The organism is Meridianimarinicoccus sp. MJW13, assembly GCF_014901205.1.
Classification (GTDB): domain Bacteria; phylum Pseudomonadota; class Alphaproteobacteria; order Rhodobacterales; family Rhodobacteraceae; genus Meridianimarinicoccus.
In genome coordinates this window covers 1-14,991 of record NZ_JACNMU010000007.1, presented here as the reverse complement: position 1 = coordinate 14,991, position 14,991 = coordinate 1, and the positions used below count along the sequence as shown (strand labels likewise).

Genomic DNA, 14,991 nt, shown 5'->3' with positions numbered 1-14,991 from the left:
GGCTTGGGTCAATATAGGGACCATGAGTCTGCCCCCCGGTTTCCTTGAAGAACTGCGCACCCGCACCAGCCTGTCTGGGGTCGTGGGGCGCAAGGTTCTGTGGGATGCCCGCAAGTCCAATCCCGGACGCGGCGACATGTGGGCGCCGTGTCCCTTCCACGAGGAAAAGACCGCCAGCTTTCATGTCGACGACCGCAAGGGATTCTATTACTGCTTCGGGTGTCAGGCCAAGGGCGACGCGATCAGCTTCCTGCGCGAAACCGAGAACATGGAGTTCATGGAGGCAGTGCGGGCGCTGGCCTCGGACGCGGGCATGACCGTGCCCGAGAACTCGCCGCAAGAGCGTGAACGCGCCGAGCGCCGCAACACCCTGACCGATGTGATGGAGGAAGCCGTGCGCTTCTTCCGGCGGCAACTGTCCGGCGGCGGCGCGGCACAAGCGCGGGCCTATCTGGAGCGTCGCGGCCTGGACGCCGCCGCGCTGGACCGGTTCGAGATCGGCTTTGCCCCCAACGGGCGGCAGGTCTTGCAGCAGCATCTGGTGGGCAAGGGGATTTCCTTTGACCAGATGGCGGCGGCGGGTCTGGCGCGCAGCCCGCAGGATGGCCGTGGCAGCCCCTATGACGTGTTTCGCGACCGCATCATTTTTCCGATCCGCGATCCGCGCGGGCGCTGCATTGCCTTCGGGGGCCGCGCCATGGCGGCGGATGCGCAGGCCAAGTACCTGAATTCGCCCGACACCGACCTGTTCGACAAGAGCCGCACGCTTTACAATCACGGGCCCGCTCGCACCGTTTCGGGCAAGGATCACCCGCTGGTGGTGGCCGAAGGCTACATGGATGTGATCGCCCTGTGCCGCGCCGGGTTCGAGGGTGCGGTGGCGCCGTTGGGCACCGCCGTCACCGAACATCATCTGCAAATGCTGTGGCGCATGTCGCCAGAGCCGATCCTTGCACTGGACGGTGACACCGCCGGGGTGCGGGCCGCGATGCGGGTGATCGACCGGGCGCTGCCGCTGCTGGAAGCCGGGCGCGGGCTGCGCTTCTGTCTGATGCCGCAGGGCAAGGATCCCGACGATCTGATCCGCGAGCAGGGGCGGGAGGCAATGCAGACGGCGCTGGACAGTGCTTGCCCGATGATCGACCTGCTGTGGCTGCGCGAGACCGAGGGCAAGAGCTTCGACGGCCCCGACCGCCGCGCCGCGCTGGACGCCCGCTTGCAGCAACTGGTCGGGCAGATCCCCGACAAGACCGTGCAGCATCACTACCGCACCGCGCTGCGCGACTTGCAATGGCAGGCATTCCGCCCGCCGCGCAAGGCCCGCGCCGCGTTCCGGGCCGACCCCAAGCCGGTGCCCAGCTCGTCCACCCGCAACTCGTTGCTGGCAGGCTCCGATGGGCGCACCGAAGTTGCGCTGCGCGAGGCGGTGATCCTGGCCACGGTGATCTCGACCCCCGAGGCGCTGGACGAGGTGGCCGATACCCTGGCCGAGATGAGCTTTGCCGGACCCGATCATCAACGCATTCTGGATGCGGTGCTGATGTGGCACATGCGGCAGGAAAACGACCTGCGCGCGCAGGTTCTGGCTGCGGTCGGGGCCCAGTGCCTTGAAAAGCTGTTCACGCAGGGCCATGTGGCAGTAGCCCCCGCCGTGCGTGCGCCCGGCAACCTTGAGATCGCCGAAATGTGCCTGTCCGAGGAACTGCCAAAACTGCAAAGCCGCGCCGGGCTGGAACACGAACTGCGCGAGGCCGTGGAATCCCCGCAGGCGATCCCGGCGGACCGGCTGGCCTGGCGGCTGGCCAAGGCCAGCGAGGCGCGCAATCAGGCCGACCGCAGCGTGCTGGACGACCGCACCGAATACGACACCGGCGCCAATGGCGCGAAACTGAACCGGGATGAGAAAGAGGCGTTTGGCAAACTGATAGACCGAATCAGCTTCTCCAAACCGAAGCGCAGGTAGGCAAACCATGCGTTTTGGTGAGGAAATCCCAAAAAAAAACAGTTAGACGGAAGACCGAATCACTTGGGCGTACTATGTGATTCCATGAGACCCGTCGCGAATCAGCGAATCCACCGAGGAGCCCCGCATGGCAGCCAAAGACGCCGACGATCGTAAGCAAGACGAGACCGAAGCAGAGCCGATGCTGGACATGAGCCAGACAGCGGTCAAGAAGATGATCGCCGAAGCCAAGGATCGCGGCTTCATCACCTACGATCAGCTCAACCAGGTGCTGCCCCCCGATCAGGTCTCGTCGGAACAGATCGAGGACGTGATGTCGATGCTGTCCGAAATGGGCATCAACATCATCGAGGAGGAAGAAGCCGAAGACGCGGACACCAGCAAGTCCACCGGCCTGACCACCACCTCAAGCTCGCGCGAAGTCACGGTTGCGCAGACCGAAACCGAAAAGCTGGATCGTACCGACGATCCGGTGCGCATGTACCTGCGCGAAATGGGCTCGGTCGAGCTTTTGTCGCGCGAAGGCGAGATCGCCATCGCCAAGCGGATCGAGGCCGGGCGCAACACGATGATCGCGGGCCTGTGCGAAAGCCCGCTGACCTTCCAGGCGATCACCATCTGGCGCGACGAACTTCTGTCCGAAGACATTCTTCTGCGCGATGTGATCGATCTGGAAACCACCTTCGGCAACGCCATGGACGAAGACGGCGAGGAAGAGACCACGCCCGTTGTCGCGCCGGTCAATGCCGATGGTACGGCCAAGCCTGCCGAGGGCACGCAGGCGCAGGAACTGGATGCCGACGGCAACCCGATCCAGGCCGATGATGACGACGACGAGGACGATCAGGCCAACATGTCGCTGGCCGCGATGGAAGCGGCGCTGAAGCCGCGGGTTCTGGAAACCCTCGACCGCATTGCCGACGACTATGAACAACTGTCCGAGTTTCAGGACCAGCGGATCTCGGCCACGCTGAACGAGGATGAAAGCTTCTCGGCCTCGGAAGAGGCGCGCTATCAGAAGCTGCGCTCGGAAATCGTGGAGCTGGTCAACAGCCTGCATCTGCACGCCAACCGGATCGAAGCGCTGATCGACCAGCTGTACGGCATCAACCGCCGGATCATGTCCATCGACAGCTCGATGGTGAAGCTGGCGGATCAGGCGCGGATCAATCGGCGCGATTTCATCGACGCCTACCGCGGCTACGAACTGGATCCGAACTGGATCGAGCGGATGCAGGAAAACCCCGGCCGGGGCTGGCAGGCGCTGTTCGAACGCTCGCTGCCCAAGGTTGAAGAACTGCGCTCGGAAATGGTGCAGGTCGGCCAATACGTCGGTCTCGACATCAGCGAATTCCGTCGCATCGTCCAGCAGGTCCAGAAGGGCGAGAAGGAAGCCCGTCAGGCCAAGAAGGAAATGGTCGAAGCGAACCTGCGGCTGGTGATCTCGATCGCCAAGAAATACACGAACCGCGGCCTGCAATTCCTTGATCTCATTCAGGAAGGCAACATCGGCCTGATGAAGGCGGTGGACAAGTTCGAATACCGCCGGGGCTACAAGTTCTCGACCTATGCGACGTGGTGGATCCGCCAGGCGATCACCCGATCCATCGCGGATCAGGCGCGGACCATCCGGATTCCGGTCCATATGATCGAAACAATCAACAAGCTGGTCCGCACCGGCCGCCAGATGCTGCACGAGATCGGTCGCGAGGCGACACCGGAAGAACTGGCCGCCAAGCTGCAGATGCCGCTGGAAAAGGTTCGCAAGGTGATGAAGATCGCCAAGGAACCGATCAGCCTTGAAACCCCCATCGGGGACGAGGAAGACAGCCAACTGGGCGATTTCATCGAGGACAAGAACGCCGTTCTGCCGCTGGACAGCGCCATTCAGGACAACCTGAAGGAAACCACCACGCGGGTTCTGGCCAGCCTCACCCCGCGCGAGGAACGGGTTCTGCGGATGCGGTTTGGCATCGGCATGAACACGGATCACACGCTGGAAGAGGTGGGGCAGCAGTTCAGCGTGACCCGCGAACGGATCCGCCAGATCGAAGCCAAGGCGCTGCGCAAGCTCAAGCATCCCTCGCGGTCGCGGAAATTGCGCTCGTTCCTTGATCAATAGTCGGGCCTTGTCCTTGAATGTGATCTCGCGCCCGCTGGTAACCCGGCGGGCGTATGCTATTTTACCTGCAACAGATCGTGGAGCAGTCGTATGAAACTCAAGGCCGTCACCGCCCTTACCCTCCTGACCCTGGGAGCCTGCAGCGGAGCCGACACAAGCGGCATCTTCATGGCCGCAAACGGCTACCGTGTCTTGCCAACGGCGGATCCCAACCGGTTTGAAGTGCTGGCACGGGCCGGGGCCGGCGGGTCGGATTACTACTGCGCGGCGGCGGACTATGCGTTTCGCCGTCTGGATGCGAGCCCGGCCGACCGGGTGGTTGTTCAGTCGTCGCCGTCAGTCGGTCAGCGCACCGGATCGCTCAGCGCCTTTTTCTCGGTCGCAAAGCAGGGCAGCGTGCCGCGCTCCAACACGCTCCATTACAGCATGCAGCCCGGCCAGAACGCGCAGATCGGTCTGGCACGCCAGAACTGCCGAAAGAACACGTTCAAGAATGACAACGACTAGGTCCACAACGGTTGCGGCTTGTGGTGGTGAGTTGACCAAACACTAAGGGTGGCGTTGCCCCGCAAGAGGCGGTAGACTTTTTGCGAGGGCGCGCAACCCGGCGCGTCGCTGGACGATTGGGAGACGCCCATGCGCTGTCCGTTTTGCGGCAATGTCGACACCCAGGTGAAGGATTCACGCCCCGCCGAGGATCATGTAGCGATCCGCAGGCGGCGCTTCTGTCCCGAATGCGGCGGCCGGTTCACCACCTATGAACGGGTGCAATTGCGCGATCTCGTGGTGGTCAAATCCAATGGCCGGCGCGAGGATTTCGACCGCGACAAGCTGGAACGCTCGATCCGCATCGCCCTGCAGAAGCGACCGGTTGAGCCTGATCGCGTCGAGAAAATGATCTCGGGCATCGTGCGGCGGCTGGAATCGCTGGGCGAGCAGGACATTCCCTCGCGCGCCATCGGCGAGATCGTGATGGAAACCCTGGCCCGGATCGACACTGTGGCCTACGTCCGGTTTGCCAGCGTTTACAAGAACTTCCAGGCTGCGGATGATTTCGACAAGTTCGTGTCGGAACTGCGCCCGGATCATCCCAAGGACAAGTGATCCGGTGACAACGGCGGATCAGCGCCACATGCGCCACGCGCTGACCCTTGGCGCGCGGGGGTTGGGCCGGTGCTGGCCAAACCCGGCGGTGGGCTGCGTGATCGTGCGTGAGGGGCGGATTGTCGGCCGGGGCTGGACCCAGCCCGGCGGGCGCCCCCATGCCGAGGCCGTTGCCCTTGCGCAGGCGGGCGCCGCGGCGCGCGGGGCCACAGCCTATGTCACGCTGGAGCCCTGTGCCCATACCGGCAAGACACCGCCCTGCGCCGACGCGCTGGTGGCGGCTGGCATTGCCCGGGTTGTGGTGGCCCTGCGCGATCCCGACCCGCGCGTGGATGGCGGCGGGCTGGCCCGGTTGCGCGCTGCGGGCCTGATCGTCGATGTCGGGGTTTGCGCGCGTGAGGCTGCGGCCAGCCACGCCGGTTTCCTGCGCCGCATCCGTGATGGCCGCCCCATGGTGACGCTGAAACTGGCCAACAGCTTCGACGGGCGGATCGCAACGCAGACCGGCGACAGCCAATGGATCACCGGCCCCGCCGCGCGGCGGCTGGTACATCTGGAACGGGCCGCCCATGACGCGGTGCTGGTGGGCGGTGGCACGGCGCGCGACGACGATCCCTCGCTGACCGTGCGCGGTCTGGGCATCTCGCATCAGCCCGTGCGAGTCGTGGCTTCGACACGCTTGGATCTGCCGCGCGACGGCCTGCTGGCGCGCACTGCAAGGCAGGTGCCGGTCTGGCTGCTGCACGGGGCAGGGGCGGACCCGGATCGCGTGTCGGCATGGACGGACCTGGGCGCGCACTGCCTGTCCGTGGAAACTGGCCCGGATGGTCATCTTGATGCCGCGGCCTGCCTGCGGGCGCTGGGGCAGGCCGGTCTGACGCGCGTGTTCTGCGAGGGCGGCGGACAGTTCGCGGCGGCGCTGCTGCGCGCCGACCTGGTGGATCGCCTGATCGGTTTTACCGCTGGGGTGGCGATCGGGGCCGAGGGCCGGCCCTCGCTGGGGGCCATGGGCCTGACCGCGCTGCGGGGCGCACCGCGCTTCCATCTGAGCGACAGCCGTGCCATTGAGGGGGACGTGTTGCATGTCTGGCTGCGCCCAGGCGCGGACCAGTCCTGAGCCGGGAGAGTGCCCTTGTCCGTCATCGTTTCCGTGCAAGAGCTGCACAAGTCCTATGCCGACGGCTTCGAGGCGCTGAAAGGCGTCAATCTTGAAATCGAGGAAGGCGAGATTCTGGCGCTGCTGGGGCCGAACGGCGCGGGCAAGACGACCCTGATCTCGACCATCTGCGGCATCGCCATCCCCACCTCGGGCAAAATCACCGTCGGCGGACACGACGTGATCGACGACTTTCGCGGCGCCCGCCAGATGATCGGTCTTGTGCCGCAGGAAGTGGCGCTGGAACCCTTCGCCCGTGTCTGTGCGACGGTGGCCTTCTCGCGCGGCCTGTTCGGCAAGAACCCGAAGGATCCGATTGTCGAGGACGTGCTGAGGCAACTGTCGCTGTGGGACAAGCGCAACGCTTCTACCCGTGAATTGTCGGGCGGCATGCGGCGCCGGGTGCTGATCGCCAAGGCGCTGGCGCATGAGCCACGGGTGCTGTTCCTGGATGAACCCACAGCCGGCGTCGACGTGGAACTGCGCCGCGACATGTGGGACATCGTCCGCCGTCTGAAGGCGCAGGGCGTGACCATCATCCTGACCACCCATTACATCGAGGAGGCCGAGGCCATCGCCGACCGCATCGGTGTCATCAACGACGGCCGGATCCTGCTGGTCGAGGAAAAGGCCACCCTGATGGAACGGCTGGGCAAGAAGCAGCTGCGGCTGGAGTTGCGCGAACCGGCGGACACTCTGCCCGACACCCTGTCGGACTACGCGCTGGAACGGGTCGAGGATGGCAACGCCCTGATCTACACCTATGACGTCATGGCCGAACGCAGCGGCATCACCCGGCTGTTGTCGGACCTGTCGGACGCAGGCCTGCATTTGCGGGATCTGCAAACCAGCCAAAGCTCTCTGGAAGATATCTTCGTGGATCTGGTGAAGGATCGCCCATGAACCCGCAAGCCATCCTGACCATGTATCGCTTCGAAATGGCCCGGTTTTTCCGCACCCTGTCGCAAAGCCTGATTTCGCCAGTGCTGTCGACTTCGTTGTATTTCGTGGTCTTCGGCGCCGCCATCGGCTCGCGCATCGACGAGGTCGAGGGCGTGGATTACGGCGCTTTCATCGTGCCGGGGCTGATCATGCTCAGCGTGATGACCCAGTCGATCTCGAACGCCTCCTTCGGGATCTACTTCCCGAAGTTCATGGGCACGATCTATGAACATCTGTCGGCGCCGGTGACATTCCTGGAAATCGTCATCGGCTACGTCGGCGCGGCGGCCACCAAGTCGTTCCTGATCGGCATCATCATCCTTCTGACGGCCTTCTTCTTCGTGGATCTCGACATCCAGCACCCGATCGCGATGCTGCTGTTCCTGATGCTGACCTGCCTGTCGTTCAGCCTTCTGGGCTTCATCATCGGCATCTGGGCCGACAATTTCGAACAGTTGCAACTGATCCCGTTGCTGGTGATCACGCCGCTGGTGTTTCTGGGGGGCAGTTTCTATTCGATCACCATGCTGCCGCCGTTCTGGCAGGGCGTGTCGCTGTTCAACCCGGTGGTCTATCTGATCTCGGGTTTCCGCTGGTCGTTCTTCGGGGCTTCGGATGTGGCTGTCGGGTGGAGCCTTCTGGCCATCGCCGGGTTTACCGCGATCTGCCTTGGCGTGGTCTGGTGGATCTTCAAGACCGGTTATCGCCTGCGCGACTGAGCCGCCAACCGCCGTGGTCTATCCCAGCGCCGGGCGCGCCCAGGCCGGCAGGCGCGTGTTCTGCACCAGAGACACCGACGGCGCATAGCGTCCGCCCAGGGCCAGCGTCGCCATGCGCAGCATCTCGATCCCCTCGTCGGATTTCGCGGGCAGCGAGGCCGGGGAAATCGGCTCTCCGACGGTGATGCGATAGGGCTGGCGGTGCTTGTTCAGCGTCTCGTGGAACAGGGTGATGTCGCGCAGGGTCGGGTGGATCAGGTCGAACAGGTAGAACAGCGCCGAGTTGCGCGCCCGCACGTTGACCGGGATCACCGGCAGGTCGAACTTGCGCGCGATCATCGCCGCCGAGGCCATCCACGGCCGTTCGTACAGCTTCAGCCCGCGCCGCTTGGCCAGGCGGCCGGACGGGAAGATGACGCCAAGCCGCCCCTGTTCCACCGCCTTGCGGGTATAGGCCATGGTCTCGCGGGTCTTGGCATGGCTGCGCTTTTCCTTGCGCCATTCGACCGGCGCGATCAGCGTCTCCATCTGCGGCAGCACCTTCAGGATATCGCTGTTGGCGTAGAAATAGCTGTCCTGCCGGATGCCGCTCAGCACCGAATGCAGGATGATGCCATCGGCGATCCCGGTGGGGTGGTTGGCCACGATCAGGGCAGCACCTTGGCGGGGGATGTTTTCCAGCCCCGAGACCTGCACGTCCCTGGCCAGCATTTCGCCCATGGTGCCCATGATCACGTCCATGGGCTTGTCTTCCAGGTATTCGCCCAGGCGGATGGTCTTGTTGTAGCCCAGCATTCCCGTCAACAGAATCCGCGAAGGCGCAGACCACGGATGGCCCGCGTAAAGCCACGGGGCGCGTTCTTCGATCAGGGGGTCGATTCTGTCTTTCATCGGGGCACCCAACCACGGTTTTGCAAAGCCGGTGTGACGCAAGTCTACCGCAACACCCTGCACGGTTCCATCCACGCGAACACGATGGCGGGCAGGGCGGCAGTAAACCGCGCCCTGCTGCAGTCTTAGCCGGCCAGTATTCGTGTGACCATCTCTTTGGTATCCCGCGACAAAACCGGGACTGCGGCAATCTTTTCCAGGGCGTCGCGCATCAGCGCCTGACGATCGGCATCATAGTGTTTCCAAGTCCCGAAGGCGGTGGTCATGCGGGCCGTGGTCATCGGGTTCAGGCGATCCAGACGGATCAGCCAGTCCGCCATCAGCGCATACCCCTCGCCCGAGGGATCGTGGAACCCCGCAAGGTTGCTGGAGAACCCGCCAAAGACCGCGCGGAAGCGATTGGGGTTCTCCCATGTGAAATCCGGATGCTCGGTGAGGCGGCGCACGGTGGCGACGGCCTGCGCCGGTGGGGTTAGGCTGGATTGCAGGCCGAACCACTTGTCCAGAACCAGGCGCTCGTGCTGCCACTGGCTGTGGAAATGCTCCAGCGCGTCGTGGGCGGCATCGATACGCTGCAGCGCCGACAAGGCGGCCATCTGCTGGGTCATGTTGGCAGCGTCAGAATATTGCACCTTGGCCCGCGCGCCCGCGTCGGTGCGGCTGAGCAGCGCCAGCGCCCCATTGGCCAGCGCCCGCTTGCCCGCGTCCTCGGCCACGGGGCGGTAGGGGCCGGGCACCTGATGCGCATCGAACAGCGCCACCAGATCCGCCTGCAGATGGGTGGCCATGGCGGTTTCCATGGCTGTCAGTGCGTCATGGATGGCCAGCGGATCGGGCACATGGCCCGCGTCGAACAGGGCCTGCGTCAGGTCCTGCTGGCTGGGCAGACGCAGCACCAGCGCCCGGAACGCCGGGTCCAGACTGTCGTCGGCCAGCAGCGCCTGAAGCGCCTCCAGATAGGCCGGATCGGGCGCGGCCCGGTCGGTCAGCATTGCCAGCAGCGCGTGACGCGCCAGCGCCCGCCCGGCTTCCCAGCGGTTGAACGGGTCGGTGTCATGGGCCAGCAGCAGGCGCTTTTGCGCGGCCGTCAGGGGGTGGTGCAGGTTCACCGGGGCCGAAAAGCCGCGCAGGATCGACGGCACCGGACGTGTGGACAGACCGTCGAAGGTGAAGCTCTGCCGGGCCTCGGTCACTTCCAGCACGCGGGTCGGCACCACTTCGGTGCCATCGGTGTCCAGCAGGCCGACGGCGATGGGAATGACCATGGGCGGCTTGTCGGTCTGGCCCGGCGTGTCTGGAACGCTTTGCTGGAAGGTCAGCGCATAGGTGCCATCGGTCCAGTCGTCGGTGACTTTCACATGCGGTGTACCGGCGGTGGAATACCAAAGCTTGAACTGGCTCAGATCCCGGCCCGAGACGTCTTCGAAAACCTTCAGCCAATCCTCGATGGTGCAGGCCTGCCCGTCGTGCCGGTCGAAATACAGGCCCAGCGCCTTGGCATAGGTGGCGTCGCCCACCAGCCGGTGCAGCATGCCGATCACCTCGGCGCCCTTGTCATAGACCGTGGCGGTGTAGAAATTGTTGATCTCGACAAAGCTCTCGGGGCGGACCGGATGGGCCAGCGGGCCGCCGTCCTCGCGGAACTGGGCACTGCGCAGCACCAGCACATCGTCGATCCGCTTCACCGGCTCCGAGCGCACGTCCTTGGTGAACTGCTGGTCGCGATAGACCGTCAGACCTTCCTTCAGGCACAGCTGGAACCAGTCGCGGCAGGTGATGCGGTTGCCGGTCCAGTTGTGGAAATACTCGTGCGCGATGATCGACTCGATGCGTTCGAAATTCGCGTCCGTGGCGGTTTCAGGACTGGCCAGAACGGCGGCAGAGTTGAAGATGTTCAGCCCCTTGTTCTCCATGGCACCGGCGTTGAAATCATCCACCGCCACGATGTTGAATACGTCCAGATCGTATTCGCGGCCATAGACACGCTCGTCCCAGGCCATCGAGGTTTTCAGGGCTTCCATCCCGAAGGCGCATTTGTCCTGATCGCCGTCGCGCACCCAGATCGCCAGGTCCACCGGTTTGCCCGAGGCGGTTGTGAAACTGTCGCGATGGGCGTGCAGATCGCCCGCCACCAGCGCGAACAGATAGGCCGGTTTCGGCCAGGGATCGTCCCATTCGGCCCAGCCGTCGCCGGCGGCGGCCGGATTGCCGTTGGACAGCAGCACCGGCAGATCGCTTTCGATGCGCACGGTAAACGGCGCCATCACGTCCGGGCGGTCGGGGTAGTATGTGATCTTGCGGAACCCTTCGGCCTCGCATTGCGTGCAATACATGCCGTTGGACATGTACAGCCCTTCCAGCGCCTTGTTGGCCTCGGGATTGATCTCGACCTCGGCTTCCCAGACGAAAGGGGCGTCGGGCACCGGGCAGGTCAGGCCGTCGCCGGTCAGCGTCGGGGTCACTTCGGTGCCGTCGATGGTGGCGCGGATCAGGGTCAGATCCTGTCCGTGCAGGGTGAACGGGCCGGGCGCGTCGGGGTTGGGCCGGAAGGCGATGCGCGACAGCACCCGCGTTGCCGTGCGATGCAGGCGGAAGGTCAGCTCGACGCGATCCACCTGGAAGGCCGGCGGGGTGTAATCGGCCAGAAAGATCGGTTGCGCGCTGTCTTTGGTCATGTCCTGCTCCTTTTGGCCGCCTCGTGTCAGGTGTATCCTGTTGCCGCGCCGGTACAAGGGGCGCCTGCTGAAGCCTCCTGACAGAATGCTGTCAGGAGGGGTGTGTCACAACGGGCATGTCACCAACCCCGAGGAAAGGATCAACCATGAGCTTCACGCCGGATCATGCCACCGTCTGGATCGAAATCCCCGTCACCGATCTGGGCAAATCCATCGCCTTCTACGAAGCCGCCACGGGCGGCAAGCTGGAACGCCAGCAGATGGGCCCCAATGAGACCGCCGTTTTCCAGACCGCTGACCCTGCGGGCGGTGTCGCGGGGCATCTGTACGAAGGCAAGCCAGCCGCGCAGGGGCAGGGGCCGACCATCCATCTGGCCATTGCGGGCACGCTGGAAGAGGCACTGGAACGTCTGCGCAAGGCCGGCGGCTCGGTTCTGTCGGACCCGATCCCGATCCCGGCGGGCCGGTTCGCCTATTGCCAGGATCTTGACGGCAATTCCATCGGCCTGTTCGAGGGCACCTGATGCGTCGGGCCGACCGCCTGTTCCAGATCGTGCAGTATCTGCGGGGCGGTCGGCTGACCACGGCGGCCGCCCTGGCCGCACGCCTTGAGGTGTCCGAACGCACCATCTATCGCGATATTGCCGATCTGCAATCCACCGGCGTGCCGGTCGAGGGCGAGGCCGGCATCGGTTATGTGATGCGCGAAGGCTTCGACCTGCCGCCGCTGATGTTCACCCGCGACGAGATCGTGGCGCTGGTGGCCGGGGCGCGTCTGTTGCGCGCCTGGGGCGGCGCCAGCATGGCCCGCAGCGCCGAGGAAGCCCTGGTCAAGATCGAGGCGGTCCTGCCCGAGACCGAGCGCAACCGCGCCCGGCAGGTGCAGATCCATTCCTTCGCGCCGGAGATGACCGAGGCCATCGCCTTGCGGCTGGATGACATCGAGGCCGCGATCGAGAGCCGCCAACGGCTCGAACTGTCCTATATGGACGTCGAGGGTGCGCAGACGACACGCACCATCCGGCCGCTGGGCCTGTGGTTCTGGGGCAAGGTCTGGACCCTGGTCGCCTGGTGCGAATTGCGGCAGGACTTCCGCATGTTCCGGGTCGACCGAATTGCCAGCAGCACCCCGGCCGGCACCTTCCGACCCGAGCACGGCCGCACCTTGCAGGACTTTTTCCGAATGATGGAACATTGCCCGCCGTTCTGACAGGCTGCGGAACAATCGGGCCGAAAAAAACGCGCCGCCCAGTCGTGGCAGTGATCTCGACGCGCCAATCAAAACCGAATACGGTTGAGCGTCGTAGCTTCGCGAGGTTCCCATGACGCGCCCGATGGTCGGCATTATCGGTAATTCCTACCTGTTGAATGACCAGTACCCGGCCCATGCCGGTGGCACCATGAACTCGCAGGCCATTGCCGAGGTGTCCGGCGCCATGCCGTTGCTGATCCCCGCCGATCCGCGCTTTGTCTCGGTCGAGGAACTGTTGGCGAATTTCTCGGGCTTCCTGTTCACCGGTGGACGACCCAACATCCATCCCGAGGAATACGGCGAGGCCGAGACCGAAGCCCATGGCGCGTTCGACCGTGCCCGCGATGCGATCACCCTGCCGCTGATCCGCGCCTGCGTCGAGCGCGGCCAGCCCTTCCTTGGCATCTGCCGCGGGTTCCAGGAGGTCAATGTCGCCCTGGGCGGCAGCCTGCATCCGGAAATCCGCGATCTGCCGGGGCGGATGAACCACCGGATGCCGCCCGATGGCACGCTGCACGAGAAGTTCGAATTGCGCCACACCGTCCGCTTCACCGACAACGGGCCGTTCAACCGCCTTCTTGGCACGCGCGAAGTTTTCACCAACACGTTGCACGGGCAGGGCGTGAAAACCCCCGGTCCGCGCATCGTCATCGATGGCTGGGCCGAGGACGAGACGCCCGAGGCGCTCTATGTGCGCGATGCGCCCGGCTTCACCCTGTCGGTGCAATGGCATCCGGAATGGAACGCGGCCAACGATCCGGTCTCGCGCCCCCTGTTCGAAGCCTTTGGCGCGGCGGTGCGCGACTGGGCCTTGGGTCAGCGCAGCGGCAGTTTGCGCAGCGCCTGAAGCGGCTTTTCCATGATCGCGTTGTCCAGCTTCTGGCCCCGGATTTCGACGGTCTGATGCGTGACCAGCCGCCAGCCCATGCGCTGAAAGAACGGCTGCGCCCTGAGACTGGCCTCGGTCGTCAGGCGGGACAGGCCGCGCGCCTGCGCTTCGGCCAGAACCCTGTCGTGCAGGGCGTCGGCGACACCTTGGCCCATGACACGCGGCAGCACGAATGCCAGATCCAGATGGCCGTCGCGACCCAGTGTCATGAACCCCACAGGATTGTCGTGCTGTTCCGCGACGAAGGTCAGGTGATCGCCCAAACGGTCGCCCCAATCGGGTGGGCAATGCTGCGCCGCGCCCGACCACGCGTCCCGCTGTGCTGCTGAATATTGCGCTTGTGCGCCGACCTGCACGGCTTCGACGAAAATCCGGCGCAGCGCGGGTGCATCGGTGGCGATATAGGGACGAACGCGGGTCATGGAGCATCCTTTCCAGCCTGCCTGCGCAGGCGCAAGCGAAACTCGGTCGATTGGGACGCGTGTCGGTCATCCGGATCAGGTGGGCTTCTCCTTCTTTGGTCTACAATTGCTGCACTGCGGCTATTTGTGTTTGAAATATTCGCCTGAGCCGTCTAAGAGACGGGAAATATTGTTGCGCCAGCCCCGGCGCGGAACAGGTGAATCGGACCGATCGCTATGGACCTGCTGTCAAAATGGCTCGATTGGCCGCCACTCTGGCTGGCGCTGTTCCTTGGGCTCGCGCGGGTCCAGTCGCAAAGCCTGCCCCTGGGTGGGTTTCCTGGTGCCGGCTTCGATCTGTTGGCCGGTCTGTGTATCGGCGCGGGGCTGATCGTGATGGCGCTGGCCGTGCTGGAACTTCGGCGTCAGCGCACAACGATCGTGCCGCACCGCGTACCGGACCAACTGGCGCAGGAAGGCATCTTCCGGCGCAGTCGCAACCCGATCTATCTGGGCGACACGCTGGTTCTGGTGGGGTTCGTCCTCTACTGGGACGCCGTGCCGTCGCTTCTGCTGGTGCCGTTGTTCATGTGGGTGATCACCGATCGGTTCATCCAGAAGGAAGAGGCGGCAATGGCCGAGAAATTCGGACCGCAGTTTGATGCCTACGCTGCGAAAACAAGACGCTGGATCTGAGACTTGCGGGGCGCGGCCCCGGACGCAACATCTGAAGGGAGTTGGAGTTTTGAAGTTAGGAGTACCCAAGGAGTTATATCCTGGCGAGTGTCGGGTTGCCTTGACGCCGCAGTCTGCGGGTCAGTTGGGCAAGCTGGGCTATGCGTGTCTGGTTGAGTCCGGGGCCGGGGCTGCGGCGGGG

The 14,991-nt window shown here is 64.4% G+C and carries 15 protein-coding genes; 12 read left to right on the top strand and 3 right to left on the bottom strand.

Annotated features, from left to right (window positions below; genetic code table 11):
- The first annotated feature begins 22 nt into the window (after window positions 1-22).
- From dnaG to H8B03_RS13175, 7 genes are all read left to right on the top strand, one after another.
- Window positions 23-1,963, top strand: a complete 1,941-nt coding sequence (gene dnaG / locus H8B03_RS13205; RefSeq protein WP_193142352.1) for a DNA primase — start codon at window positions 23-25, stop codon at window positions 1,961-1,963.
- Between the two features lie 127 nt (window positions 1,964-2,090).
- On the top strand, window positions 2,091-4,085 hold the full coding sequence (rpoD, locus tag H8B03_RS13200) for an RNA polymerase sigma factor RpoD (RefSeq protein ID WP_193142351.1): 1,995 nt from the start codon (window positions 2,091-2,093) through the stop codon (window positions 4,083-4,085).
- Between the two features lie 90 nt (window positions 4,086-4,175).
- Window positions 4,176-4,592 carry a hypothetical protein gene (locus H8B03_RS13195; RefSeq protein ID WP_193142350.1) on the top strand — a complete coding sequence of 139 codons (417 nt, stop codon included), beginning with the start codon at window positions 4,176-4,178 and terminating at the stop codon, window positions 4,590-4,592.
- A gap of 129 nt (window positions 4,593-4,721) precedes the next feature.
- On the top strand, window positions 4,722-5,189 hold the full coding sequence (nrdR, locus tag H8B03_RS13190) for a transcriptional regulator NrdR (RefSeq protein ID WP_193142349.1): 468 nt from the start codon (window positions 4,722-4,724) through the stop codon (window positions 5,187-5,189).
- Window positions 5,190-5,193: 4 nt separating this feature from the next.
- The gene (ribD, locus tag H8B03_RS13185) at window positions 5,194-6,306 is read left to right on the top strand and encodes a bifunctional diaminohydroxyphosphoribosylaminopyrimidine deaminase/5-amino-6-(5-phosphoribosylamino)uracil reductase RibD (protein WP_319022481.1); all 1,113 of its coding nucleotides are present in this window, start codon (window positions 5,194-5,196) and stop codon (window positions 6,304-6,306) included.
- A 15-nt stretch (window positions 6,307-6,321) separates the two neighbouring features.
- Window positions 6,322-7,248 carry an ABC transporter ATP-binding protein gene (locus tag H8B03_RS13180; protein WP_193142348.1) on the top strand — a complete coding sequence of 309 codons (927 nt, stop codon included), beginning with the start codon at window positions 6,322-6,324 and terminating at the stop codon, window positions 7,246-7,248.
- Window positions 7,245-8,006: an ABC transporter permease gene (locus H8B03_RS13175; protein WP_193142347.1), complete on the top strand. Its 762-nt coding sequence runs from the start codon at window positions 7,245-7,247 to the stop codon at window positions 8,004-8,006. Before H8B03_RS13180 ends, H8B03_RS13175 begins: the two co-directional genes overlap by 4 nt.
- An 18-nt stretch (window positions 8,007-8,024) precedes the next feature.
- Here H8B03_RS13175 and H8B03_RS13170 read toward each other — a convergent pair whose 3' ends face one another.
- Window positions 8,025-8,897, bottom strand: a complete 873-nt coding sequence (locus tag H8B03_RS13170) for a lysophospholipid acyltransferase family protein (protein WP_193142346.1) — start codon at window positions 8,895-8,897, stop codon at window positions 8,025-8,027.
- Window positions 8,898-9,022: 125 nt separating this feature from the next.
- Window positions 9,023-11,572, bottom strand: coding sequence for an aminopeptidase N (pepN, locus tag H8B03_RS13165; RefSeq protein WP_193142345.1), 2,550 nt, complete (start codon window positions 11,570-11,572; stop codon window positions 9,023-9,025).
- Between the two features lie 146 nt (window positions 11,573-11,718).
- Between pepN and H8B03_RS13160 the strand changes: the two genes are divergently transcribed.
- The 3 genes from H8B03_RS13160 (at window position 11,719) to H8B03_RS13150 (ending at window position 13,671) form a co-directional block, all read left to right on the top strand.
- Window positions 11,719-12,096: a VOC family protein gene (locus tag H8B03_RS13160; protein ID WP_193142344.1), complete on the top strand. Its 378-nt coding sequence runs from the start codon at window positions 11,719-11,721 to the stop codon at window positions 12,094-12,096.
- Window positions 12,096-12,782, top strand: coding sequence for a YafY family protein (locus H8B03_RS13155; RefSeq protein WP_193142343.1), 687 nt, complete (start codon window positions 12,096-12,098; stop codon window positions 12,780-12,782). The genes H8B03_RS13160 and H8B03_RS13155 overlap by 1 nt, the downstream gene beginning before the upstream one ends.
- Before the next feature lie 112 nt (window positions 12,783-12,894).
- Complete coding sequence (locus H8B03_RS13150; protein ID WP_193142342.1) at window positions 12,895-13,671, top strand: gamma-glutamyl-gamma-aminobutyrate hydrolase family protein; 777 nt, start codon at window positions 12,895-12,897, stop codon at window positions 13,669-13,671.
- Here the strand turns inward: H8B03_RS13150 and H8B03_RS13145 are convergent.
- Window positions 13,641-14,135, bottom strand: a complete 495-nt coding sequence (locus tag H8B03_RS13145; protein ID WP_193142341.1) for a GNAT family N-acetyltransferase — start codon at window positions 14,133-14,135, stop codon at window positions 13,641-13,643. The genes H8B03_RS13150 and H8B03_RS13145 overlap by 31 nt on opposite strands.
- A gap of 216 nt (window positions 14,136-14,351) precedes the next feature.
- Here H8B03_RS13145 and H8B03_RS13140 point away from each other — a divergent pair, with 216 nt between their 5' ends.
- Complete coding sequence (locus tag H8B03_RS13140) at window positions 14,352-14,810, top strand: isoprenylcysteine carboxylmethyltransferase family protein (protein WP_193142340.1); 459 nt, start codon at window positions 14,352-14,354, stop codon at window positions 14,808-14,810.
- Window positions 14,776-14,991, top strand: a 216-nt coding sequence (locus H8B03_RS19220; protein ID WP_394355477.1) for a hypothetical protein, incomplete at its 3' end; no start/stop codon positions are given. The genes H8B03_RS13140 and H8B03_RS19220, both read left to right, overlap by 35 nt.

Excerpts from the sequence above, each read along its gene's own strand:
- H8B03_RS13195 (WP_193142350.1), top strand. The coding sequence starts at position 4,176 with ATGAAACTCAAGGCCGTCACCGCCCTTACCCTCCTGACCCTGGGAGCC.
- pepN (WP_193142345.1), bottom strand. The coding sequence starts at position 11,572 with ATGACCAAAGACAGCGCGCAACCGATCTTTCTGGCCGATTACACCCCG.
- nrdR (WP_193142349.1), top strand. The coding sequence starts at position 4,722 with ATGCGCTGTCCGTTTTGCGGCAATGTCGACACCCAGGTGAAGGATTCA.
- H8B03_RS13150 (WP_193142342.1), top strand. The coding sequence starts at position 12,895 with ATGACGCGCCCGATGGTCGGCATTATCGGTAATTCCTACCTGTTGAAT.
- dnaG (WP_193142352.1), top strand. The coding sequence starts at position 23 with ATGAGTCTGCCCCCCGGTTTCCTTGAAGAACTGCGCACCCGCACCAGC.
- H8B03_RS13175 (WP_193142347.1), top strand. The coding sequence starts at position 7,245 with ATGAACCCGCAAGCCATCCTGACCATGTATCGCTTCGAAATGGCCCGG.
- H8B03_RS13160 (WP_193142344.1), top strand. The coding sequence starts at position 11,719 with ATGAGCTTCACGCCGGATCATGCCACCGTCTGGATCGAAATCCCCGTC.
- H8B03_RS13170 (WP_193142346.1), bottom strand. The coding sequence starts at position 8,897 with ATGAAAGACAGAATCGACCCCCTGATCGAAGAACGCGCCCCGTGGCTT.
- H8B03_RS13140 (WP_193142340.1), top strand. The coding sequence starts at position 14,352 with ATGGACCTGCTGTCAAAATGGCTCGATTGGCCGCCACTCTGGCTGGCG.
- H8B03_RS13155 (WP_193142343.1), top strand. The coding sequence starts at position 12,096 with ATGCGTCGGGCCGACCGCCTGTTCCAGATCGTGCAGTATCTGCGGGGC.
- rpoD (WP_193142351.1), top strand. The coding sequence starts at position 2,091 with ATGGCAGCCAAAGACGCCGACGATCGTAAGCAAGACGAGACCGAAGCA.
- H8B03_RS13145 (WP_193142341.1), bottom strand. The coding sequence starts at position 14,135 with ATGACCCGCGTTCGTCCCTATATCGCCACCGATGCACCCGCGCTGCGC.